General features: G+C 65.8%; 21 protein-coding genes and 2 pseudogenes. 8 read left to right on the top strand and 15 right to left on the bottom strand.

What is annotated here, in order from left to right; all coding sequences use genetic code 11:
- Positions 1–22: 22 nt before the first annotated feature.
- Together rocF and AC1ZQA_RS11665 are read right to left on the bottom strand one after the other, a co-directional pair.
- Entirely contained in the window at positions 23–943 is a 921-nt protein-coding gene (rocF, locus tag AC1ZQA_RS11670; RefSeq protein WP_482677048.1) for an arginase, read from the bottom strand.
- Positions 940–1,860 (bottom strand): LOG family protein, encoded by a 921-nt coding sequence (locus AC1ZQA_RS11665; RefSeq protein ID WP_482677047.1) that lies wholly within the window; start codon positions 1,858–1,860, stop codon positions 940–942. Before AC1ZQA_RS11665 ends, rocF begins: the two co-directional genes overlap by 4 nt.
- A gap of 157 nt (positions 1,861–2,017) precedes the next feature.
- On the opposite strand from AC1ZQA_RS11665, the gene AC1ZQA_RS11660 reads away from it, so the two are divergent.
- Positions 2,018–3,655 carry an APC family permease gene (locus AC1ZQA_RS11660; protein WP_482677046.1) on the top strand — a complete coding sequence of 546 codons (1,638 nt, stop codon included), beginning with the start codon at positions 2,018–2,020 and terminating at the stop codon, positions 3,653–3,655.
- Between the two features lie 180 nt (positions 3,656–3,835).
- On the opposite strand, the gene AC1ZQA_RS11655 is transcribed toward AC1ZQA_RS11660, so the two are convergent.
- Positions 3,836–5,296 (bottom strand): sensor domain-containing diguanylate cyclase, encoded by a 1,461-nt coding sequence (locus tag AC1ZQA_RS11655; RefSeq protein ID WP_482677045.1) that lies wholly within the window; start codon positions 5,294–5,296, stop codon positions 3,836–3,838.
- Positions 5,297–5,506: 210 nt separating this feature from the next.
- Between AC1ZQA_RS11655 and AC1ZQA_RS11650 the strand changes: the two genes are divergently transcribed.
- The gene (locus AC1ZQA_RS11650) at positions 5,507–6,493 is read left to right on the top strand and encodes an aldo/keto reductase (protein ID WP_482677044.1); all 987 of its coding nucleotides are present in this window, start codon (positions 5,507–5,509) and stop codon (positions 6,491–6,493) included.
- A 79-nt stretch (positions 6,494–6,572) separates the two neighbouring features.
- Positions 6,573–8,459, top strand: coding sequence for a sensor domain-containing diguanylate cyclase (locus AC1ZQA_RS11645; RefSeq protein WP_482677043.1), 1,887 nt, complete (start codon positions 6,573–6,575; stop codon positions 8,457–8,459).
- 266 nt (positions 8,460–8,725) lie between these two features.
- Here AC1ZQA_RS11645 and AC1ZQA_RS11640 read toward each other — a convergent pair whose 3' ends face one another.
- The 5 genes from AC1ZQA_RS11640 to yjgA form a co-directional block, all read right to left on the bottom strand.
- The gene (locus AC1ZQA_RS11640) at positions 8,726–9,886 is read right to left on the bottom strand and encodes an ABC transporter ATP-binding protein (RefSeq protein WP_482677042.1); all 1,161 of its coding nucleotides are present in this window, start codon (positions 9,884–9,886) and stop codon (positions 8,726–8,728) included.
- The gene (locus AC1ZQA_RS11635) at positions 9,874–10,695 is read right to left on the bottom strand and encodes an ABC transporter permease (RefSeq protein ID WP_482677041.1); all 822 of its coding nucleotides are present in this window, start codon (positions 10,693–10,695) and stop codon (positions 9,874–9,876) included. Before AC1ZQA_RS11635 ends, AC1ZQA_RS11640 begins: the two co-directional genes overlap by 13 nt.
- 123 nt (positions 10,696–10,818) lie before the next feature.
- On the bottom strand, positions 10,819–11,784 hold the full coding sequence (locus AC1ZQA_RS11630; RefSeq protein WP_482677040.1) for an extracellular solute-binding protein: 966 nt from the start codon (positions 11,782–11,784) through the stop codon (positions 10,819–10,821).
- Positions 11,785–11,876: 92 nt separating this feature from the next.
- Positions 11,877–12,503 (bottom strand): molybdopterin adenylyltransferase, encoded by a 627-nt coding sequence (gene mog / locus AC1ZQA_RS11625; RefSeq protein WP_482677039.1) that lies wholly within the window; start codon positions 12,501–12,503, stop codon positions 11,877–11,879.
- Entirely contained in the window at positions 12,481–13,053 is a 573-nt protein-coding gene (yjgA, locus tag AC1ZQA_RS11620) for a ribosome biogenesis factor YjgA (protein ID WP_482677038.1), read from the bottom strand. Before yjgA ends, mog begins: the two co-directional genes overlap by 23 nt.
- A gap of 88 nt (positions 13,054–13,141) precedes the next feature.
- Between yjgA and pmbA the strand changes: the two genes are divergently transcribed.
- The 3 genes from pmbA to AC1ZQA_RS11605 all read left to right on the top strand — a co-directional run bounded on the left by pmbA (position 13,142) and on the right by AC1ZQA_RS11605 (position 17,021).
- Positions 13,142–14,497, top strand: coding sequence for a metalloprotease PmbA (pmbA, locus tag AC1ZQA_RS11615; RefSeq protein ID WP_482677037.1), 1,356 nt, complete (start codon positions 13,142–13,144; stop codon positions 14,495–14,497).
- A 228-nt stretch (positions 14,498–14,725) separates the two neighbouring features.
- A complete protein-coding gene (locus tag AC1ZQA_RS11610) occupies positions 14,726–15,808 on the top strand; it encodes a TRAP transporter substrate-binding protein (RefSeq protein WP_482677036.1) in 1,083 nt (360 codons plus the stop codon).
- A 127-nt stretch (positions 15,809–15,935) separates the two neighbouring features.
- A complete protein-coding gene (locus AC1ZQA_RS11605) occupies positions 15,936–17,021 on the top strand; it encodes a TRAP transporter substrate-binding protein (RefSeq protein WP_482677035.1) in 1,086 nt (361 codons plus the stop codon).
- Between the two features lie 107 nt (positions 17,022–17,128).
- Here the strand turns inward: AC1ZQA_RS11605 and AC1ZQA_RS11600 are convergent.
- The 7 genes and pseudogenes from AC1ZQA_RS11600 to AC1ZQA_RS11570 form a co-directional block, all read right to left on the bottom strand.
- Positions 17,129–17,788: pseudogene (locus tag AC1ZQA_RS11600) on the bottom strand (transposase); the annotation flags it as partial.
- A 68-nt stretch (positions 17,789–17,856) separates the two neighbouring features.
- Positions 17,857–18,405 carry a hypothetical protein gene (locus AC1ZQA_RS11595; protein ID WP_482677032.1) on the bottom strand — a complete coding sequence of 183 codons (549 nt, stop codon included), beginning with the start codon at positions 18,403–18,405 and terminating at the stop codon, positions 17,857–17,859.
- Positions 18,402–19,997 carry an IS66 family transposase gene (tnpC, locus tag AC1ZQA_RS11590; RefSeq protein ID WP_482676861.1) on the bottom strand — a complete coding sequence of 532 codons (1,596 nt, stop codon included), beginning with the start codon at positions 19,995–19,997 and terminating at the stop codon, positions 18,402–18,404. The genes AC1ZQA_RS11595 and tnpC overlap by 4 nt, the downstream gene beginning before the upstream one ends.
- A gap of 62 nt (positions 19,998–20,059) precedes the next feature.
- Complete coding sequence (gene tnpB / locus AC1ZQA_RS11585) at positions 20,060–20,407, bottom strand: IS66 family insertion sequence element accessory protein TnpB (protein WP_482676862.1); 348 nt, start codon at positions 20,405–20,407, stop codon at positions 20,060–20,062.
- Positions 20,407–20,745: an IS66 family insertion sequence element accessory protein TnpA gene (tnpA, locus tag AC1ZQA_RS11580; RefSeq protein WP_482676863.1), complete on the bottom strand. Its 339-nt coding sequence runs from the start codon at positions 20,743–20,745 to the stop codon at positions 20,407–20,409. The genes tnpB (AC1ZQA_RS11585) and tnpA (AC1ZQA_RS11580) overlap by 1 nt, the downstream gene beginning before the upstream one ends.
- Positions 20,746–20,826: 81 nt before the next feature.
- Positions 20,827–21,447 (bottom strand): annotated as a pseudogene (locus AC1ZQA_RS11575) (IS256 family transposase); the annotation flags it as partial.
- Positions 21,448–21,556: 109 nt separating this feature from the next.
- Positions 21,557–22,141, bottom strand: coding sequence for a substrate binding domain-containing protein (locus AC1ZQA_RS11570; RefSeq protein WP_482677034.1), 585 nt, complete (start codon positions 22,139–22,141; stop codon positions 21,557–21,559).
- 5 nt (positions 22,142–22,146) lie between these two features.
- On the opposite strand from AC1ZQA_RS11570, the gene tnpA (AC1ZQA_RS11565) reads away from it, so the two are divergent.
- The gene (tnpA, locus tag AC1ZQA_RS11565; protein ID WP_482676863.1) at positions 22,147–22,485 is read left to right on the top strand and encodes an IS66 family insertion sequence element accessory protein TnpA; all 339 of its coding nucleotides are present in this window, start codon (positions 22,147–22,149) and stop codon (positions 22,483–22,485) included.
- Complete coding sequence (tnpB, locus tag AC1ZQA_RS11560; RefSeq protein WP_482676862.1) at positions 22,485–22,832, top strand: IS66 family insertion sequence element accessory protein TnpB; 348 nt, start codon at positions 22,485–22,487, stop codon at positions 22,830–22,832. Before tnpA (AC1ZQA_RS11565) ends, tnpB (AC1ZQA_RS11560) begins: the two co-directional genes overlap by 1 nt.
- Positions 22,833–22,889: the final 57 nt, after the last annotated feature.

The raw sequence follows: 22,889 nt of genomic DNA, 5'->3' as shown, positions 1-22,889 counted from the left end.
GTCGCAGCGCCGCCCTGGATGCTTACTTGCGCATCAGCGTGGACTTGCCGAACAGACTTTCGATCAGATCGACCGCCACACGTGCGGTGCGGTTGCGCTCGTCGAACGCGGGGTTGAGCTCCACCACATCGAGCGAGGCGAGCCGCCCGGTGTCGGCGATCATTTCCATGCAGAGCTGCGCCTCGCGGTAGGTCGGGCCGCCGGGAACGGTGGTGCCCACGCCGGGGGCGATGTCGGGGTCGAGGAAATCGACATCGAAGCTCACGTGCAGATGGGTGTCGGCATCCAGCCCGGCCAGCGCCCGGTTCATGGTCTCGCGCATGCCGTATTCGTCGATGAAGCGCATGTCGAACACCTCCAGCCCCACGGCGTGCACCAGGCGCTTTTCCTCGGCATCGACGCTGCGGATGCCGATCTGGCGGATGCACGATGACTGCAACTGCGGCGCCGGACCCCCCAGCGTGGTGAGCGCCTGCGGCCCATTGCCGCACAGACAGGCCACCGGCATGCCGTGCAGATTGCCGGTGGGGGTGACGGTGTGGGTGTTGAAGTCGGCATGCGCGTCGAGCCAGAGCACGCGCAGCTTGCGACGGTGCGCGCGGCAATGCTGCGCCACCGCGCTGAGCGAGCCGATCGCCAGGCTGTGGTCGCCGCCGAGCAGGATCGGCAGCGCGCCCGCCTGCAGCGCAGCGCCCACGGTGCGGTGCACCGCGGTGTTCCAGGCGATGACCTCGGGCAGGTGGCGATAGCCGTCCACCGGCGGCTGCCAGGGGTTGTGCGGGCCGATGAGGTTGCCGCTGTCATGCACTTCCAGACCCAGGCCACGCAGCGCCAGGTCGATGCCGGCCACGCGCAGCGCTTCGGGCCCCATCGACGCGCCGCGGTCGCCCGCGCCGATGTCGGTGGGCGCACCGATGAGCTGCACCGGGGCGCGCTGCCTCATGCGGCGGCCTCGGTGTCGGCGACCTCGGCGTTTTCCACCTCGAACGCCTGCTCGATCACCTCCCACGCCTGCTCGGCAGTCTCGACGAAGTGAAACAGATGCACGTCTTCCGGCGAGATCATGCCGGTTTCCACCAGATAGTCGAAATTGATCAGCTTGCGCCAGAAGCTCTCGCCGAACAGCACGATGGGGCGACGGCGCACCTTGCGCGCCTGCGTGAGGGTGAGCACTTCGAACAGCTCGTCGAGCGTGCCGAAACCACCGGGAAAGCACACCAGCGCGACCGAGCGCATCAAAAAGTGCATCTTGCGAAGCGCGAAGTAGTGGAACTGAAAGCACAGCTCCGGGGTGATGTAGGGATTGGGGCGTTGCTCGTGTTGCAGCACGATGTTCAGCCCGACGCTCTTGCCCTGCGCCTCGTACGCGCCGCGGTTGCCCGCCTCCATGATGCCGGGGCCGCCGCCGGTGACGACGACCAGCGGCGCATCGGCGTCGCAGGTGGTGCGCGTGACGATGGCGGCAAAGCGTCGCGCCTCTTCGTAGTAGCGCGACATCTCCACCTGCATACGGGCGCGGGCGACGTCCTGCGCATCGCCGCTGGCGATCGCGTCTGCCAGGCGCTGCTGCGCCACGTCCTGCGGCAGGATGCGGGCGCTGCCGAAGATCACGATGGTCGATTCGATGCCGTGCTCGGTCTGGATGATCTCGGGCTTGAGCAGCTCGAGCTGCATGCGCACCGCGCGCATTTCCTCGCGCAGGATGAACTCGGTATCGGTGAAGGCCAGCTTGTAGCTGCTGCCCGGCTGGTCGTAAGGCGAGGGCTCGATGGCAACGATGGCCGCATCTTCGCCCGCGCTCGGAAAGTTGCGGTCGATCAGGTGATTGCGCTTGTGGCGCAAGAGACGTTGTTTGTTCATGCAACAAGCATAGCGAATCGGTTTGACCGCGAAATCCGGTTGCGCAAGTTTCGGCAAAGAGATGTTTCGCTGTGCCGCCGTGGTTACGTTTTCAAACGGCATTGCGCGGTGAATCGACCTAAAACCCACGCATCAAGAGACCAATGAGGAGCACAACATGGCCAGCGTTCACATCCCTTCCTCGGCTTCGGCCGCCGCGCCGCAGCACCGCATCCGCAAGGCGGCGGGCATCTGGAGCCTGCTGTTTGCCAGCCTGACGGCCATCATCGGCTCGGGCTGGCTGTTTGCGCCGCTGACCGCAGCCACGCAGGCCGGTCCAGCGAGCATTCTGTCCTGGGCCATCGGCGGGGCGGCCATTCTGGTGCTCGCCTTTGTCAATGCCGAACTCACCAGTGCGTTTCCGGGCATGGGCGCCGTCATCACCTTCCCCAAGCTCAGCCACGGCCATCTGGCCGCGGCGGTGGTGAGCTGGGTGGTGTTTCTCGGCTATGTGACCGTGGCCCCGGCGGAGGTGCTGGCTGTGGTGACCTATGCCAACAACTACCTGCCGGGCATGGTCGACACCAAGACGTCGCTGCTCACCGACACCGGCATGGCGGTGAGCATCGCATTGCTGGGGGTGTTCATCCTGATCAACGCCTGGGGCGTGCGCGCGCTGCTGCGGCTGGGCAATACCCTGATGATCTGGAAACTCATCATTCCGGTGCTGGCCATCGTGGCGCTGATGATTTCGTCGTTCCATGTGGGCAATTTCACCGCGCAGGGTTTCGCACCTTTCGGCGCCAAGGGCACCATCGCGGCAATCGCGACCTCGGGCATCGTGTTCAGCTACCTGGGCTTTCGTCAGGCGATCGAACTCTCGGGAGAAGCCACCAATCCGCAGCGCGATGTGCCGATCGCCATCATCGGCTCGGTGCTGATCGCCGGTCTCATTTTTGTCATGCTCGAAGTCGCGCTGATCGGCGCGGTGAACCCGGCAGACATCGCGCAGGGCTGGGCCAAGCTGCACTTCACCGGGGTGTCCGGCCCGTTCGCCGGGCTGGCGGTGATACTGGGCATGAGCTGGCTGGCCATCCTGCTCTACATCGACGCGGTCATCTCGCCCGCTGGCACCGGCCTGGTGTATGGCGGCACCACGGCCCGCGTGGTCTACGCCACCGGACGCGACGGCCTGTCCACGCCCTGGTTCGCCAAGCTCAACAAAAACGGCGCGCCGTCCACCGGGCTGTGGATCACCTGGATCGTGGGCATTCTGTTCTTCCTGCCGTTTCCGTCGTGGCAGAAGATCGTCACCTTCATTTCATCGGCCACCGTGCTGGGCTACGGCATCGGCCCGGTGGCGCTGATGACCCTGCGCCGCAGTCTGCCGATGAGCACCTACCCGCGGCCCTACACCCTGAAGGGCGCGAGCCTGTGGGCGCCGCTGGCGTTCATTGTGTCCAACTTCATCATCTACTGGTCGGGCGCGGGCACGGACAACTTTCTGTTCGGGGGCCTGGCGGTGATCTTTGTGCTGTTCATCATCGGTCAGGCCATCACCCACGGCGGCAAGCTCAGCCACCTGCAATGGAAAGGCGCGTGGTGGCTGGCGCCGTATTTCTTCGCCATGTGGCTGGTGACTTACCTGGGCCCGAAGGATCTGATCGGCGGCACCGGCATGCTGACCTTTTATCAGGGCATGGTGGTCGTGGTCATCATCAGCATCGGCATCATGGCGCTGGCCGTCGCCAGCGGCCTGCCGGAGCCGGAAGAAGCGCGCGAAGTGATTGCGATGACTGGCAAGACGCGGGGTTGACGGATGTTGCGCCGCGCCGAGGCAACGCTGAACAAATCCCCTGCGCGCTGCGCATCCGGGCAGCGGGTGGTCTGCGGCGTGGCACATCCTCGCCATGGCGACGGCTGTGGCTGCGGTGTGTGCCTTGCATCCCATCCCGCCTGGGGGCAAACGCGGGTGCACACATAGCGTGAACAGCGCCTAATCGTGCCGCCGGTCGATGTCTGACTGTTCGTAGTACGCGCGCTTGTTCGCGTACATCTGCTGGTCGGCGCGGTTGACTGCGGCCTCCAGGCGCTCGCCGAGCATGCAGGTGGCGATGCCCATGGAAAAGCTCAGGCTTGGCGACTGGTGGAACTGGTTGTTCAGGTCGATGAGTTCGAGCAGACGCTGGCACAACGCCTGGGCGCCGCTGGCGTCGGTGTCGGGCAGCAGCAGCACGAACTCGTCGCCGCCCACGCGCGCGGCGTCGTGCGGCTTGTCCACGCTCTTGCCCAGAACTTCACCGGCGCGGCGCAGCAGCGCGTCGCCTGCGGCGTGGCCGAGATCGTCGTTCACGGCTTTCAGGCCGTTGAGGTCGAGCATGATGACGCTCACCGGCCAGGCCTCCTTGCGCTCCAGGCGGTTGATTTCATCGGCAAAGAAGGTTCGGTTGCGCAGGCTGGTGAGCACGTCGTGGTTGCCCAGATATTCGAGATACGCCTCGGCCTTCTTGCGCGCGGTGATGTCGGTGAGCGAGACCAGCACCATCGCCCAGTCATCGTCATGTCCGGGCATGACGGCGAACTGCATGTGGGCATTGATCGGGCGCCCGTCCAGGCTGTAGTTGATGACTTCGCGCTGCTGGGTGAGCTTGCCGTTCCACAGGTCGATGAGCTGCTCGGCGAAATGCACCCGCATGTCGTCACGGAACACGCTTTGCAGATGGCGCAGCAGGTGTGCCTTGTCGGTGGCGCCCACCATGCTCAGGGTCTGCTGGTTGACGTCGAGCACGCGGATTTCCTGCATGCAGCGGTCGATGAATTCGGGATGCACGCGCAGGAAGGTGGTGAAGTCGGTGATGCCTTGGGCGCGCAGCATGGTCAGCAGGCTGCGCACCGCGCTGAAGTCCTCGACCCACAGCGATACCGGGGAATGCTCGAACAACCCGCGAGCGTATTGCTCGCTGGCGTGCAGCTTGCGCTCGGCGCGCAGGCGCTCGGTGAGATCTTCGACCGAAAGCAGCACCCGGTCCCAGGTCTGCTCATGGCCGGGAAGCACATGGGCGTTGAGCGCAATGTCCAGGCGCCTTCCGCTCAGGGTGTAGTTGACGGTCTGGCTGCTGTAGCGGGTGGCGCCTTCCCACAACTGGATCAGCTCTTCCAGATGGTGGACATGCATGTCGTCGCGGAAGACGCGGTCGAGGTTGGCCACCAGATGCGTCAGATCGCGGGCTTCGAACAGTTCCAGGGTGCGGCGGTTGACCTGCAGCACCTGAATGCGCGCGGAGCACTCGGTGATCCGCTGCGGGTCTGCACGGAACCAGGCGCGCAGATCGGTGACGCCGGCGCTGCGCCATTGCTCGAAAAGCGCGCGCAGCGCACTGAAATCCTCGACCCACAGCGACACGGGCGCCAGCTCGAACATGTCGGAGAGCGCGTCTTGCGGGCTTGGCTGGGTCATGGCGGGGGTCTTCGATGGCGCGCGTTCGGCATGGCGCGATGGGGCGAATGATAGAAAGCGCCCTGCCGCTCGGACGCACCAGAAGGTGCAGGAAAGCCCGAGGTCTGTGCATTTTTTCCTGTTTACCCCCGGTAACAGCGCACGCGCGCCTGAGCCGATACGCTCACTCCGAATGCCCACGACAGTGTTGGGTGAGCAGGAGGAGCAGTGATGCAGTACCGACAATTGGGAGCCGATGGGCCGGATGTCTCCGCTCTCGGCCTGGGATGCATGGGGATGTCCGAGTTCTACGGGCAGGGCGATGATGCGGAATCCGTCGCCACCATTCAGCGCGCCCTCGATCTCGGGGTGAATTTTCTCGATACCGCCGACATGTACGGCGTAGGACGTAACGAAGTGTTGGTCGGCCGTGCCATCGCCGGGCGACGCAGCGAGGTGTTTCTGGCGACCAAGTTCGGCAATATGCGTGGGCCGAACGGCGAATTTCTCGGGGTCAACGGCCACCCGGACTATGTGCGCAGCTGCTGCGAGGCCAGCCTCAAGCGCCTGGGGGTCGAGGTCATCGATCTGTACTACCAGCACCGGGTCGATCCGAATGTGCCCATCGAAGACACCGTGGGCGCGATGGCCGATCTGGTGCGCGCGGGCAAGGTGCACTATCTGGGCCTGTCGGAAGCGGCACCGGCCACCATCCGCCGGGCGCATGCGGTGCATCCGATTGCCGCGTTGCAGTCCGAGTATTCGCTGTGGACGCGCGACCCCGAGGGTGAGTTGCTCGACACGGTGCGCGAGCTGGGCATCGCGTTCGTGGCCTACAGCCCGCTGGGACGGGGGTTTCTGACCTCGCAGATCAAGTCGCTCGACGACCTGCCGCCGGACGACTGGCGCCGTCGTTCGCCACGTTTCCAGCCGGAGACCTTCTCGCGCAATCTGCGCCTGGCCGAGACCGTGCGGCAGATGGCCGAAGCCAAGAACTGCACCCCGGCGCAGTTCGCCCTGGCCTGGCTGCTGGCGCAGGGCGACGATGTGATCGCCATTCCGGGCACCAAGCGCCGCCGCTATCTGGAAGAAAACGTTGGCGCGCTGCGGGTACGGCTGACCACGGCGGACCTGATCCGTATCCACCAGGCAGTGCCGCCGGGCGCAGCCAGCGGCGAGCGCTATCCCGAGGCCGGCATGCAGGCGGTGAACCGATGATCGTTTAGGGCCTGTCCCCGAGAGACGATGGTGCGTCAAGTCAGTAACATGCACTGACATTCCAAAACAAGACGTCCACATGCCCGCAGCCGCGCTTTCCGATGCTTCGATTCTTCAGCTTCTGACCTCGGCGCAGCGGCCGATGCCCTCGCCCAGCGCCGTGGCGCTGGAACTCATGCGCGCGCTCGACCGCCGGGATCTGGGCATGCGCGACATTGCCAACATCGCCCGCAAGGACCCTGCGTTGGTGGCACGCATGATCCAGCTGGCCAACTCGGCCATTTTTGCCGGGATGCGCCCGGCGGTGGCCATCGAGGAAGCGGTGCTGCGCATCGGCACAGGCGGGCTGGCGCGGCTGGCCATCGCCATGTCGCTGATACAGGCGAGCAAGTCCGCCACGGTGGAGGGCTTCGATCTGCGGCGCTACTGGATGACCTCGATCCAGCGCGGCCTGGTGTTTCAGCATCTGTCGCAGCGCGTGGGCAAGATGCCCAGCGCCGAGGCGTTCAGCCTGGGGCTGCTGGCCGATGTGGGCCTGCTCGCCATGGTGGTGAGCCTGGGTGTGGAAGCGGTCTCGTCCGATGCGGCCGACTCCTTGCAGGCCTTGGGTGAACAGCAGCGCGCGCGCTACGGGTTCGATCAGGGCGATGCCAGCGCCGTGCTGCTTGGGCATTGGGGCTTCCCGATGACGCTGGCGCAGGCCGTGCGGTTCCGGCCCCTGCCCGCCGAGCCAGGCGACAGCCGTGAGGCGCAACTTGCCGAATGCGTGGCGCTGAGCCGCAGCTTGCAGTTGCACCCGGACGGCATGGAGCCGGACGCCGGGTTGATGCGTCGGCTGGCAGAACATCTCGCCTTGACCGAGGCCGATCTGCAGGGCGTGCTCGCCAGTGCGGCGCAGGACATGGCCAGCATGGCCTCGGTGTTCGAGATGAAGCTGGCGCAGAAGGAAGTCGATGCCGAATTCGACCGCTTGCGCCGCGCGCTGGCAGCGCCGCCGCTGTTGCTCGACCCGGTGGCCGAGCAGGTGCTGGTGGTGTCGCAGGACGACGGGCTGCGCGCAGGTCTGCGGCAGGCGCTGCAGTCTGCCGGGCACGCCGTGGTGGACGTGGCAACCCCGGCTGCCGCGATCGACATTCTGCAGGTGCAGGGGCTGCGTGTGGTGGTGCTCGACTGGGCCGATGGCAGCGAGATGGCCGAGCTGTGTCGCAGTCTGCGCAAGCAGCAAGGGCCGCGGATTTATCTGCTGGCGCTCTCGAGCGGCATGGATCCGCACAGCGTGCTCAGCGCTCTGGATGCCGGGGCCAACGATGTGCTCTCTGCCCCAGTGCTGCCGCAGATGCTGATCGCCAAAATCCAGACCGGCGCGCGTGCCACACGGGTGCTCGCGGCGGCCGAGGTCGAGCGCAGCCACAGCCTGCGCACCCAGCGCACCCTGGAGCAGCGCAATGCCGAGTTGCTGCAGGCCGCGGGTACCGACGAGCTGACGGGGCTGGGCAACCGACGCGCCCTCGACGCCTACCTGCCGATGACCTTTGCGCAGGCGCTCAGCGAAGGGCAGGCGCTTGCCTGTCTGATGTTCGATCTGGATGAATTCAAGGTCATCAACGACCGGCTCGGTCACGATGTTGGCGACCAGGCGCTGCGTGCCGTCGGGCTGGTGCTGCGCCAGCAGTCGCGCGGCTTGGACTTTGTCGCCCGCGTGGGCGGCGAGGAATTCATGATGCTGTGCCCGCAGACCGGGGCAGACGCCGCGCTGCGCATTGCCGAGCGCATCCGGCTGGCCATTGCCGCGCCGCAGCCCGACCTGCCGCCGCTGTCGGTCAGCGTGGGGGTGGCGGTCGGTGCGGCCGGATTTGCCGACTCCGCCAGCCTGATCCGCGCAGCCGATCAGGCGCTGCTGCAGGCCAAGCGGCTGGGCCGCAACCGGGTGTGCCTGGCGCCGACAGCTTCCGCGGCTGCAGGCTAGGGCCTGTTCACGCTATTGGTGCACCCGCGCCGGGGGTCTGGGCGGATGCAATGCGAGGCGCAGGCCGCGCCGTGGTGTGTTGCACCACAAGCGGACTGCAACGTGGCAGTGCGCCGCCCAGCCCCCCGGCCCGCAGGGTTGCCCCCAGGCGGTGCGTCTGCGGCGTTGTCAGCCAGGGGCAAGGCGCCCAGCCTTGCCCCTGGCCTCCGCCTTGCATCCATCCCCGCCTGGGGGCAACGCGGGTGCACCAATAGCGTGAACAGGCCCTAGGGGGCCAGCAGGTGCATGTCCTGCTGCCGGATGCGCAGCTCCAGGGCATCGCCACTGCGCACGGCCAGCTCGCGCCACAGCGCGGGCAAGGCGAACGCCTGCACTTCCAGACCGCAGGCCAGCGCGCAGCGCAGCCGCCACAGCGGGCCTTCACAGCGGGCGTCGATCAAATGAACAGACAGAATGATGTCTCCAGCCGCGACGTGCGCAGGGCGTGCATCTGAAGCAGGGCAGGGGTGCACGGCTTCGGCCCGCACCGCCAGGGTGAGGCGGTCTCCGGGCTGCGCTGCGGTTCCAGCGGGCAGGGCGCCCACCCAGTCGAGCACCGCGTGTTTGTCGAGGCCGAGCGTGACCACCGTCTGCTGACCGCTGTGGCGGACCGCTTGCACCTGCAAATCCCACAGATTGTCCACCCCCACCAGGCGGGCGGTGCGCAGGTCAGCCGGATGATCGAAGACCCGCTGCGGCGTGTCGACCTGCAGCAAACGGCCAGCCTCGATCACGCCGACCTGATCGCCCAGCAGTCGGGCGTCGCTGGGGTCGTGGGTCACCAGCACGGTGGTGATGGCGCGCTGGCGCAGCAGCGCAGCCAGGGTACGGCGCAGCGCGGGGCGGGCCTCGGGGTCGATGGCCGCCAGCGGTTCGTCGAGCAGCAGCAACTCGGGCGCACCGACCAGCGCCCGTGCCAGCGCCACCCGCTGCCGCTGGCCGCCGCTGAGCTGGTGCGGATGGTGGCGCAGCCAGGGACGCAGTTCCAGCGCGTCGAGCAGATCGTCCAGGTTCGCCTGCGCGCCACGGCCAAAGCGCAGATTGCGTTCGATGTTCCAGTGCGGAAACAGCGCGTCGCGCTGGAACATGTAGCCGATGCGTCGCGCCTGAGGCGGCAGCGCGGTCAGATCGCGCAGACCCAGATGCAGCCGCCCTGCACGCACGGGAAGGAATCCGGCGATGGTGTCGAGCAGCGCGCTTTTTCCCGCGCCGTTATGGCCCAGCAACACCAGGGTCTGGCCCGCTGGCACCTGCAGGCTGACTGTGGCCGATTGCCACGCGCCGATGCCCCATTGCAATCCGTCCAGATGCAGGCCGCCGCCGGTGCAAGGCTCCTGCACTGTTCTGGCGCCCGCGGCAAATGGGATCGGTGGGGTCAACGCAGCCATGCAGCAGGTGTGTGGCGGGTGCGCAGCGCGCGCGCGGAAATCAGCAGCCGCATCGCCCAGAACAATGCGAGCACGATCAGCAGGAACAGCACCGAGGCCGCCACCGACTGCCGCAGACCCGATTGCAGGAATAGGTCGTAGATGCGGATCGGCGCGGTCATCGGGTAATACGCCAGCAGCACCACGGCAGCGAATTCGCCGATGGCGCGAGCGAAACACAGCGTCAGCCCCGTGCCGATGCCCCGCGCCGCCAGCGGCAGGGTCACGCGGCGAAACACCTCCCACGGCGCCGCGCCCTGGATGCGCGCAGCGCGCTCGATCTGCAGGTCGACGGCCTCGAAGCCGCCGCGCGCCGCGTTCACCGCATACGGCAGGCCGACATAGCTCATCGCCAGCACGACGGCGGCAAACGTGCCCCAGAACTCCAGGCCGATGCGCGCCAGCGGTGCGCTCAGCCAGCCGTTGCGGCTGAACACCAGCAGCAGCGCGATCCCGGCAATGGTGTGCGGGATGGTCAGCGGCAGATCGACCAGCGCCTCGACCGCGCTCTTGCCGCGAAACTGCTGCCGCGCGAGCACATACGCCAGCGGCACGGCGAACACCGCAGCCAGCGCCGTGCTGGAGAGCGCCGCCGCCAGGCTCAGCCCGATCGCGCTGCGCACATCGGGCATCGCGGCCACCTGCCGCAGATCACCCAGCGTGGGATGCAGCAGCAGCGCCAGCAACGGCAGGGCGATGAACGCCAAGAGCGTGGCGCCGATCAGCCAGAACACCCAGAACATCGGGCTGTGGGTATCACGCGGCAACATGACCCGCTTCCCTCTGCAGCGCAGGCTCTCGGGGTGGGCGACCGGCACGCCCGCAGGGCCGCCCCAAGGGCGTGCCGCCCCTTGAGGGGAAAGCCAAGCGCAGCGCAGGCTCTCGGGGTGGGCTCATTCCGTCCAGGCCACCGTGAGCCCGCGCAGCGCCGCCGGGACCTTGTCGCGGTGCATGGCGTAAGGGTGCTTCAGCGCAATGAATCCATTGGCCGCGATCACCTTCTGTCCTTCCGGCCCGAGCAGGTAGGCGATGAACTCCTGGGCCAGTTTGGGATGCGGCGCGGAGGTCGGGATGGTCAGCGCGTAGATGATCGGTCGGCCCGCGAGATCGCCATTCTTGGTCTGGGCCTTGGCCTGGGCGTACTCTGCGGCGTATTTCGGATCGCTCAGGTTGATCTGCGGCGGCAGGTCGAGCGCCTCCAGGTGATGCTGCACCGCATCCGAGCGGTAGATCGCCAGGTAGTCGATCTGCCCGAGCTGCAGCGCCGAGATCAGATCGGTCTCGGTGTCGCGCAGATTGCTTTCGGGCGAATTGGCCAGCACCTTGGCCGCAAGATCGGGCTGTTTGTAGTACCGGCTGGCCAGATCGAGCATCTGCAGGGTCTGGTAGCCCGACGGGTCGGTGTTCGGGTTCGAACGCCCGATCTGCACCCCGGGCTGCGACAGCACCTTCCACCAGTTGTCCGCATGGATCTCCTTCGCGCCCTTGCTCTTGGGGGTGTAGATGAAGGTGATCGCGTTGCCAAGAAAGCCGATGGCCCAATTCGCAGTGGGCTTGCCGCCTTCCTGCCCGGTGAACATGTATTTGGGGATGACCGAGTAATCGGCCACGGCCACCACATCGGCGGGTTGATGCAGCACGGTGACCTGCTTGACCATTTTCACGCTGCCGCCAAACTGCGGCTGCACGGTCACGCCGGGGTGCAGCTTTTCGAACCCGCGCGCCAGGGTGGTGAAGGTCTTGCCCAGCGTGCCGGCGGCAAAGAGGGTGAGGGTTTCAGCCTGCGCCGAGGTGCAGGCGCAGCCGACGGCCAAGGCGAGTGCGGCCAGTGCGGTCGCGGTGGTTTTCTGGGTGCGCATGACGAGCCTCCTTGCGTTGTGCATTTCGAGCATAACGCGGGTACTTGCGACGAAATGTATCCAAATCCGACGGCGCAGAAAGGAATGAACGCTCAGCCGACCGCGCGCGGCGGGCGCAGCGCTGACTTGGGACGAAACGCCACGCACACCGCAGGGTCGGTTTCCAGATACGGCCCGCCGATCAGGTCGATGCAGTACGGCACGGCGGCAAACAGCCCTGGAACCACATTCGCGCCGGAGGCATCGCGCACGCCTTCGAGGGTTTCGGCAATCGACTTGGGCTGCCCCGGCAGGTTGATGATCAGCGTCTTGGCGCGGATCACCGCGGTCTGCCGCGACAGGATGGCCGTGGGCACGAAGTGCAGGCTGATGCGCCGCATCTGTTCGCCAAAGCCGGGCATTTCCTTGTCGGCCACGTCCAGCGTGGCTTCGGGCGTGACATCGCGCGGCGCCGGGCCGGTGCCGCCGGTGGTGAGCACCAGATGGCAGTGTTGCGTGTCGACCAGATCGACCAGGGTCGAGGCGATCTGCAGGCGGTCGTCCGGAATCAGGCGCTCGACGAAGGTCAGCGGATTGCGCAGCGCGCGGGCCAGCCACTCGCGCAACGCGGGCAGGCCTTTGTCTTCGTAGATGCCGCTGCTGGCGCGGTCGCTGATGGAAACGAGGCCGATGCGCACCGCATCGAACGGGGAGGAATCAGAAACTGGGGAGGGGTTCATCGTCTGCGGGATGGCTGGGGGTGTCATGGGCGGCGATGGCCGCCTTGATGAACTGGAACAGTTGGCGGGTCAGGCGCGGCGGCTTGTCCACGCCCACTTCGGCACGTGCACCGCGCACGAGCTGGCGCAACTGCTGTGCATCGGTACTCGGGTACTTGTCGAGAAATTCGGTCTGCGCCGCATCAAAGGCCAGCAGGTGGTCGCGCCAGCGTTCCAGCGCATGCATGCGGGCCACGCTGGCGCGGTCGTCCTGTGTGGCGGCAGCAAGGATGGCGCGCACCGCTTCGGCGTCGGTCGAGCGCATGAGCTTGCCGACATAGAGCGTCTGCCGCTTGCGTCCGCCATGCGCGGTGATGCGCTGGGCTTCGAGCACAGCGTCGCGCAGCGCCTCGGGCAGGTTGGCCTGACGGATGGTGTGCGCGGGCAGGGCGATGAGCTGCTCGCCCAGCTCCTGCAACGCGAGCATCTCGCGCTTGACCTGGCTTTTGCTCGGTGGACGATCGTCTGGCGGAGCGTCTGCGGAGTCGGTGGGGCGATGCGGGAATTTCATGCCTCTTATTATCCGTTGACTTCAGACGCACCTCAGCCGACCGTCCATCCCGGGCGGGGCGCAGAGCAAAAACAAGGAATTCCATATCGTGGGACGTTTCGCCTACAGCAAATCGCAGTTTCAGGACCTCGCCCAGCAGGCGCTCGACCAGGCCCGCAAGGCTGGCGCGACCGACGCGCAAGTCGAAGTCTCCGAAGGGCAGGGCATGTCGGTCGGCGTGCGCAACGGCCAGATCGAAAACGTGGAGCACAACCGAGACAAGAGCCTGTCCATCAGCGTGTTTGACGGCCAGCGCCGTGGCCACGCCAGCACCTCCGATTTTTCTGCCGAGGCCATTGCACGCACGGCGAAGGCCGCTTTCGATATCGCCCGCTATACCGCCGAGGACGACTGCGCCGGGCTGCCCGATGCGGATCAACTCGCCATCGGTCAGCCACAGGGCGCGCTCGACCTCTATCACCCGTGGGACCTGACGCCGCAGGCCGCTGCGAAGATCGCCCTGCGCGCCGAGCGCGCTGCGTTCGCCGTCGATCCACGCATCCGCAACAGCGAGGGCGCAAGCGTGTCTGCGCAGGAGTCGCACTTCGTCCTGGCCAACAGTCGCGGGTTCTGCGACGGCTATGCCACCTCGTCGCACAGCCTGTCCTGCGCGCCGATCGCCGGCCACGGTGACGACATGCAACGCGACTACTGGTGGACGTCGGAATGCGATCCCGCCGACCTGGCATCGCCCGAGGCCGTCGGCCGCTATGCCGCCGAGCGCGCGCTCTCCAGGCTGAAGGCGCGCAAGCTGTCCACGCGCAAATGCCCGGTGCTGTTCGAGTCGCCGCTGGCTTCGGGGCTGATCGGCAGTTTCACCCACGCCATCAGTGGCGGGGCGCTCTATCGCAAATCGTCCTTCCTGCAGGACAGCCTGGGGCAGCCGGTCTGGGCCGACCACATCGACCTGATCGAAGACCCCACTCTGCCCAAACGCCGCGGCAGTTCACCGTTCGACAGCGAAGGCGTTGCCACCCGCAAGCGCGCGCTGGTCGAAGGTGGCGTGGTGCAGGGCTACCTGCTGGGCACCTACTCGGCGCGCAAGCTGGGCATGCAGACCACGGGCAACGCCGGGGGTGCGCACAACCTGCTGCTCACCAGCCGGCTCACCCAGCCCCGGGATGACCTGCGCGCCATGCTGCGCAAGCTCGACACCGGGCTGTTTGCCATCGAGCTGATCGGTCACGGCATCAACTACGTCACCGGCGACTACTCGCGTGGAGTCATGGGTTTCTGGGTCGAGGGCGGAAAGATTCGCTATCCGGTGCAGGAGATCACCATCGCTGGCAACCTGCGCGACATGCTGCGCAATGTGGTTGCCGTCGGCGCCGACACCCACACCTACGGCAGCAAGACCACGGGCTCCATCCTGATCGACGGCATGACCGTGGGCGGCGCAGGCTGATCTGCAAGCACATGCGCTCCAGCCGCCTTCGGGCGGCTTTGTTTTTGTGGAGTGCGCGAATGCGGCACTTCCACGCAAAGCAGATTCACACCGAAGTCACGAATCTATCGTGCTAACCCGTAAGGATGCGACCGGTTACACAAGTTACGATCAGTCGATCGGGGCGGTGATCCTATACCGCACAAGAAATGACATCCCGATGCTTTCAACTTTTCCTTCGGAGACTCCATGGAACGTCGTTCATTCGTGAAACATGCTGGCCTGGCCGGCATTCTTGCGGCGGGTACTGCACCTGCCGTCATGGCGCAGCAGACCGTGCGCTGGCGCCTGGCGTCGAGCTTTCCCAATTCGCTCGACACGATTTATGGCGCGGCCAATGTGTTCGCGCAAAAGGTCAAGGAACTGACCAACGGGAAGTTCGAGATTTCGGTGCACGCAGCCGGTGAACTGGTGCCCGCGTTCGGCGTGGTCGACGCCGTGCAGCAAGGCACGCTGGAGTGCTGCCACACCGCGCCGTATTACTTCTTCGGCAAGGACCCGACCTTTGCGCTCGGCGGCACGGTGCCTTTCGGCTTCAACTCGCGCCAGATGACTGCCTGGATGTTCCAGGGCAACGGCCTCAAGCTCATGCGCGAGTTCTACAGCCAGTACAACATCGTCAACTTCCCCTGTGGCAACACCGGCGCGCAGATGGGTGGCTGGTTCCGCAAGCCCATCAAGAGCCTGGCCGACATGAAGGGCCTGAAGATGCGCATCGGCGGCTTCGCCGGCAAGGTGATCGAGCGCATCGGCGTGGTGCCGCAGAACATTCCCGGCGGCGACATCTATCCCTCGCTGGAAAAGGGCACCATCGACGCCGCCGAGTGGATCGGGCCGTACGACGACCTGAAGCTGGGCTTCTACAAGGTGGCCAAGAACTACCTGTATCCGGGCTGGTGGGAAGGTGGCCTGGAACTCGATCTGTATGTGAACAACAAGGCCTACAACGCGCTGCCTGCCGACTACAAGGCCGCCGTGGATGCCGCGACCGCCTATGCACACGTCAACATGCAGGCGGCCTACGACGCCAAGAATCCGCCGGCGCTCAAGGAACTGGTGGGCAAGGGCGCCAAGCTGCAGGGCTTCCCCAAGGACGTCATGGAGGCTGCCTACAAGGCGGCCAATGACCTCTACAGCGAACTGTCGGCCAGCAACGCCAACTGGAAGAAGGTCTACACCGACTGGGTCAAGTTCCGCAACGACGACATTCTCTGGTTCCGCTTCGCGGAAAATGAGTTCGACCGGTTCATGTCCACCCGCAAGCTCACCTGAACGCTCACGGTAAAAAAGCCCGCTCCGGCGGGCTTTTTGTTTGGGCTTGGCATCCATCAATACAATCAGACGCGCTTCGACAAGCAATGTAGCAGTTGTAACAAGCGTCAACATCCCAGGAGACCCCATGGAACGCCGTTCATTTGTCAAACACGCCGGCCTGGCCGGAATTCTTGCCGCGGGTGCTGCCCCGGCTGCTGTCATGGCCCAGCAAGCGGTGCGCTGGCGCCTGGCCTCAAGTTTCCCCAACTCGCTCGACACCATTTTCGGCGCCGCCAACATCTTCGCGCAGAAGGTCAAGGAGGCCTCCGGCGGCAAGTTCGAAATCAGCGTCCATGCTGCGGGCGAGCTGGTGCCTGCATTCGGCGTGGTCGACGCCGTGCAGCAAGGCACCGTGGAGTGCGCGCATACCGCGCCGTACTACTTCTTCGGCAAGGACCCGACCTTCGCACTGGGCTGCGCAGTGCCCTTCGGCATGAACTCCCGCCAGATGAGCGCCTGGATGTATCAGGGCAACGGCCTCAAGCTCATGCGCGAGTTCTATTCAAACTACAACATTATCAGCTTCCCGCTGGGCAACACCGGAGCGCAGATGGGGGGCTGGTTCCGCAAGCCCATCAAGAGCCTGGCCGACATGAAAGGCCTGAAAATGCGCATCGGCGGCTTTGGCGGCAAGGTCATGGAGCGCATCGGCGTGGTGCCGCAGAACATCCCCGGCGGCGATATCTATCCCTCGCTGGAAAAGGGCACCATCGACGCCGCCGAGTGGATCGGGCCGTACGACGACCTGAAGCTGGGCTTCTACAAGGTGGCCAAGAACTACCTGTATCCGGGCTGGTGGGAAGGTGGTCCGCAACTTGATCTGTTCGTCAACCAGAAGGCCTACAACGCGCTGTCTCCCGAATACAAATCGATCGTCGAGATCGCGGCGTCGCACGCGCACATCAACATGCAGGCCATGTATGACGCCAAGAACCCGCCGGCGCTCAAGGAACTGGTGGGCAAGGGCGCCAAGCTGCAGGGCTTCCCGAAAGATGTGATGGAGGCTGCATTCAAGGCGTCCAACGATCTCTACAACGAGCTCTCCGCCAGCAACGCCAACTGGAAGAAGGTCTATACCGACTGGGCCAAGTTCCGCAACGACGACATTCTGTGGTTCCGCTTTGCGGACAACGAGTTCGACCGTTTCATGGCTACCCGCAAGTTCACCTGAATCTGCACTGCACGTTTCTGAAAAACGCCCCGACATGCGGGGCGTTTTTCATGGCGATGTCCCGTTCGCTGTTGAACGGTGGTGAGTGACGGCTCCGGGTGGGGATGCTACGCGACGCGCTGAATGCCCTGTGTGGTGTCAGCAGGTGAGCGCTGTGCGAGGGCGTGCAACAAGGTCGTCATCTGGTCGCAGCCGCGCAATCGGCGCATGCGCGGAGCGGCGTCGTTCAAGGCGCTGGCAACCCAGCGCAGCACCATGGCCCCGTCGCTCCAGCGCTTGACGTTGCGGGTGTAGCTGGCGACCAGTCCGTTGAGGTTCTCGATCGGGTTGGTCGTGCGCAGGGTGCGGTACAGCGCGCCGGTGATGCCCAGGGTCTGCAAGGTCAGTGTGTCCTCCAGGCCCTCGCGCAAGCTGGTGGCAGCCCCGGGGTGCTTGGAGGCCAGAGAGCTGGCCAGACGTTGCAGCTGGCGCCGAGCCAGGTCGGCGTCGCTGGCCGCATAGGCATCGCGCAGCGCGCGGTTGACGCTGGCGTGCAGGGTCTTGGGCAGGTGATCGAGGACGTTGCGACGCTTGTGCTCCTGGCAGCGCTGGATGAGGGCTGCGCAGCCGAAGGTTTGCGTGATGGCGCGGCGCAGCGCCTTGCCGCCGTCGACCACCCACAGCCGTGGGCGCTTGGCATCGAGGCCGCGGTCGATGAGATCGGACAACAAGGCGGCCACGACGCGGGCGGCTTCGCTGGAGCCCTCGCGAATCCCCAGGACATGCTTGCCCGCGGTAAGCGTTCAGCCAGCGGCGTGATTGCGCTCGAGCTATTGGGTGGGTAGATGCAGCAGCATCAGGCAGCAGTCTTCACGCGTCGGGCAGTGCGCCGCTGCACCGCCTTGGTGGTGTGCGATGGGCATACTGCTGCGACGCACTCGGTGAGGTTCACCGCTGCCAGAAGCATGAACTTGATCGCATCGGTTTTCACGTCCAGCAGGTCGTGATCCTGCAGGCGGCTGTAGACGAACGCCAGCAGGTTGGGCTCGGCGTGGGAGTCGATCTGCTGCTGCAGCGCCTGCGCCTGCTGCAGCGTGGTCAAGCCGTCGAGGAAGAGCATCTTCGCCACGAGGCGGTCGAGGCAGCGATCTTGCAGATCCTCGCAGACCATCGGCCATGCATGTCCGCTGATCTTCATCGCCTGGTACACCACGAAGAGGATGTTGAGGATAATCTCGACCTGCTCCAGCCTGGCGCCCAGGCGCGGCAGGACCAGCACACTGGCAAGCAGCGTGGGCTGGTGCGCATGGATCTCGTCGGCGAGCGCCTCGCGCGCGCGCAGATCCATGCGGTCGACGGTGAGGATCGCCTGGGCAACAATGCGCGTGGAGATCCGCTGCGTCATCGGGGCGCGGCCCTGTCCAGGTCCGAGCACAGCGGGTCCTGCCCGAAGTGCTGCGTCCACAGCCTGGGGGTGAGTTCGACCACCCGGGACTGGGGATGTCGGCCCACGCGCTGCAACACGTCGACCAGATAGGTGTACGGGTCGATACCCTGCAGCACGCAGGTGGCGATGAGGCTTTGCAGGATGCCCACATGGCGTGCGCCGACCTCGCTCCAGCAGAACAGCCAGTTGCGCCGCCCCATCGGGATCGGACGCAGCGCGCGCTCGATGTGGTTCGTGTCGATGGGCACCGCCGGGTCATCGATGAACACTGACAGCGCTGCCCGTCGCTCTCGCACGTAGGCCAGCGCTTTGGTCAACGGATTGCTCGGCAGCAGGCCCTGCTGCGCGAACTGCTGCTCGACCCAGGCGAAGAACGCCTGCACCCGCGCCCGGCTGTGGGTGGCGCGATGCGCCAGCTTGGCCGCACCCTCCCACCCGGCGGCGCGGATCTCGGCCTCGATACGGTACAGCGCGGTGATGTGCTGCAAGGCTTGCGTGGCCGCCCGCGGCTCGGCGTCTTGCGCCTCGAAGAACAGGCGCCGCGCGTGCGCCCAGCACTGCGCGTGGGTGACTCCGGTCTGCCTCGCATAGCGGGCATAGGCCGCGTAGCCATCGCTCAGCAGCACCGTGCCACTGGGCAACTGTCCAAGAACTTGGCTCACATGCTCATGGCGGCGCGAGGCGAAGTGGGGGAAGCACACCTCGTCGTGCTCGCCATACACCGGCCAGAAGTACGTGCCCTTCATCTTCCCCGGCCCGGCGCGGCCGGCCTTGATCGGGGTCTCGTCCATCGTGATCACATGCCCGCCCAGGATCGAGGCCAGCTGCGCATCCACGATGGGCTCGAGCAGCGCCGCAGTCTGCTGCATGAGCTGGGTCAACCAGGCCCGGCTGAGCTTGAAGCCGGCATCGGCCAGCCGCTGATGCTGGCGGTACAGCGGCAGGTGGTAGCGGAACTTGTCCACCGCCATGCCGGCGACGAAACTCACGTCGGCGCGGCTGCCCTCGAACACGCTGGCCGGCGCCGGCGCGCAGTGCAGGGTCGCGGTGTCGAGCCGCTTGATCACCGGGCGCACGTACTTGAGCGCCACATAGGCGCCCGGGCGCTGCGCCAGGCGGTAGCTGACCTTCTCGCCGATGACCTCGTACTCCTCGGCACGCAACCCCTGCGCCTGGGCGCACGGCAGGTGGATGACCTGCACCTCGACCCGCTCGGCGTCGAAGAACGCCGTCGCGTCCTGGTCGCCAGCACAATCTGTCGTGCGTGCGCGCCGCGTGTGCCCGGCCACTTGGCGTCCAGCCTCGGGGGCTTGTGGCGGGATCGGCAGATCACCCAGAATCTGGCCGAGATGAAGTTGCTGCGCATCGGCCACGCTCTGCAGCCGTTCGCTCTTGCTGCCGAAGATCTGTCGCCTGAACCACGCCAGTTGCCGCTGCTGCTCAACGATGGTCTGCGCTTGCGATTGCAGCAACCGCACGAGAGCCTCAACCGCCATGCCCGCCACGATCTGGGCGGTATAGGTCTGCACTTGAGCGGGGTCTGCACGCATGAAAGCATTGTGCCCATGGCAAAGCCCGAAGGGAATCGGGCTTTGCCACATTGCAAAACCCGTTATCGCCACTCCACGTGTCGATGCCGCTTGAACTGCCGCGTCACCTGCAGCCCCTCGAGCAGGAGCTTGAGCGCGGTGAAGTCGATCTCGGCGCTGCGCTGCCCGCCCCAGTCGCGCACAAAGCGGCCGGCCTCCAGCCGTTTGCTCCACACGCACCAGCCGCTGCGATCGAAGTACAGCACCTTGATCTGGTCAGCCCGACGGTTCGCGAACACGAACAGATGCCCGCCCAGCGGGTCGACCTCAAAGCCCTGGCGCGCCAGCGCGTACAGCCCGTCGTAGGACTTGCGCATGTCGGCAGGCTGCCCATACAAGAAGACCCGGATGCGCCCCTCAGGAAAGAACATCAGCGGCGCACCAGATGCAGGCTCATGCCGCCGCCCAGGTCCAGCCGCAACTCCATGGGCGCATGCATGCCGCCGGTACCGACTTCGCCCAACTCGATGAACCCCGCGGCACGCTGCTCCATACGCCCAGTCTTGGCCGTCACGGGCGCAGCCTTCACCTTGCCCGACAGCCGCTCACGCCAGCGCCGATAGCTGCTCACACACACTCGCTCCTGCCGACAAAAGCTCTTGAGCGTCAGCCCCGAGGCCGGGAAACGCTCAATCACGTCGCGCCAGCACGCCTCGTCCAGGTGCCGCCGCCGCTTGACCTCGGCCACCTCTGCCGCGTCGTTCTCCATCTCGAATGTCTCCTCATCCCTGCGATGGGAAACATTCTTCGTGGGATCCGAAACGAACGAAAGAACGCCGCTGGCTTACCGGTTACTGCCCGCGCGCGCATCGACCCCCAAGGCGATGAGGACCACGCGATCGGCAAAGTGGATGCCATCAATCATGATGACGGGCAGATCCAAGGTGTCGAGCCGCCGGTTCAGCCAGGCGTCAAGCTGCTGCTGGCTGAGTTCTTTGAAGCGGCGCGACACGGCGCTCTTGGACGCACACGAGCGGCGCACCTTGGGGGGCAGCGGACCCAGCGTGCTGGCGTAGCGCCGCGTGGACACCCCAGCGGCCACCGCCGACAGCGTGGCCGCATTGAGCGGGTCGGCCCCTGCCGCCCAGGCAAACGTGGGCAGGGGAAGTTCCCCGCCATCGAGGGCGCGTGCCCTTGGCCGGCGCATGTCGATGCGCTGCCCGCCCAGCACCACGCGGCTGCTGGTGTGCCCACCGCGCACGGCGCGACGCTGGGCATTGGGCACGCCCTTGGGACCGCACAACGCCTCTCGGTCGGCTTCCATCATCACGTCCAGCACCCGCCGACCGGCTTCGATGCACAGCCCGTAAAACGCTTGCTGCACGTCCTGCAAAACGCCTTGTAATGGCATCGAGATCTGAACTTGGGGCTGCGCGCATGCGCGCGCCTTGGACTTCGTGCGAGACTTCATCTTGGTGGTTCCTTTCTTTGCTTGCGAGGCACCCGCATGCTCGCATGCGGGCGAAAGGAGCCGCCACCTTCACACTATCCGTTCAACAGAGTTCGGGACATCGCCTTTTTCATGGCGCAGGAACCGCTGCTGGAGAATTGAGCGGGCCTTGCGCCATCGCCACTGCGAGATGGTCGATCAGCGCGCGTACGGCAGGCGACACAAAGCGGCTGGGCGGATAGAGCGCGTAGGCGTCACCGCCATAATTGCCTTGGAAGTCCCATTCCTGCAATACCTGCACGGCGGTCCTGCTGTCCAGGGCAGAGCGAGCCACATAGTCGGGCAGCGAGCAGATACCCAGATCAGCCAGCATGGCGTCGAGTCGCAGTGCACTGTGGTTGACCGCATAGCGTCCATTCACCTCGACTTCAACGGCAGAGTTGCCGTGACGGAAGCGCCAGCGCCGGTCCTGCGCGTCTTCCCCCAATACCAAGCAGCTGTGCGCCGCCAGATCGGCCGGATGGAGAATGGCCGGGCGGCTGGCGAGATAGCAGGGCGTTGCGCACAGAACCTGCTGCACCGGCATGAGCTTGCGCGCAGCAAGCCCTTCGGGCGGTCTGCGTGTGACCTGAATGTAACCGGTAAGCCAGCGGCGTTCTTTCGTTCGTTTCGGATCCCACGAAGAATGTTTCCCATCGCAGGGATGAGGAGACATTCGAGATGGAGAACGACGCGGCAGAGGTGGCCGAGGTCAAGCGGCGGCGGCACCTGGACGAGGCGTGCTGGCGCGACGTGATTGAGCGTTTCCCGGCCTCGGGGCTGACGCTCAAGAGCTTTTGTCGGCAGGAGCGAGTGTGTGTGAGCAGCTATCGGCGCTGGCGTGAGCGGCTGTCGGGCAAGGTGAAGGCTGCGCCCGTGACGGCCAAGACTGGGCGTATGGAGCAGCGTGCCGCGGGGTTCATCGAGTTGGGCGAAGTCGGTACCGGCGGCATGCATGCGCCCATGGAGTTGCGGCTGGACCTGGGCGGCGGCATGAGCCTGCATCTGGTGCGCCGCTGATGTTCTTTCCTGAGGGGCGCATCCGGGTCTTCTTGTATGGGCAGCCTGCCGACATGCGCAAGTCCTACGACGGGCTGTACGCGCTGGCGCGCCAGGGCTTTGAGGTCGACCCGCTGGGCGGGCATCTGTTCGTGTTCGCGAACCGTCGGGCTGACCAGATCAAGGTGCTGTACTTCGATCGCAGCGGCTGGTGCGTGTGGAGCAAACGGCTGGAGGCCGGCCGCTTTGTGCGCGACTGGGGCGGGCAGCGCAGCGCCGAGATCGACTTCACCGCGCTCAAGCTCCTGCTCGAGGGGCTGCAGGTGACGCGGCAGTTCAAGCGGCATCGACACGTGGAGTGGCGATAACGGGTTTTGCAATGTGGCAAAGCCCGATTCCCTTCGGGCTTTGCCATGGGCACAATG

Source organism: Thiomonas sp. DCM-2 (assembly GCF_056820905.1).
Note: the sequence above shows the minus strand (reverse complement) of the source record. Positions and strands in the feature narration are given on the sequence as shown.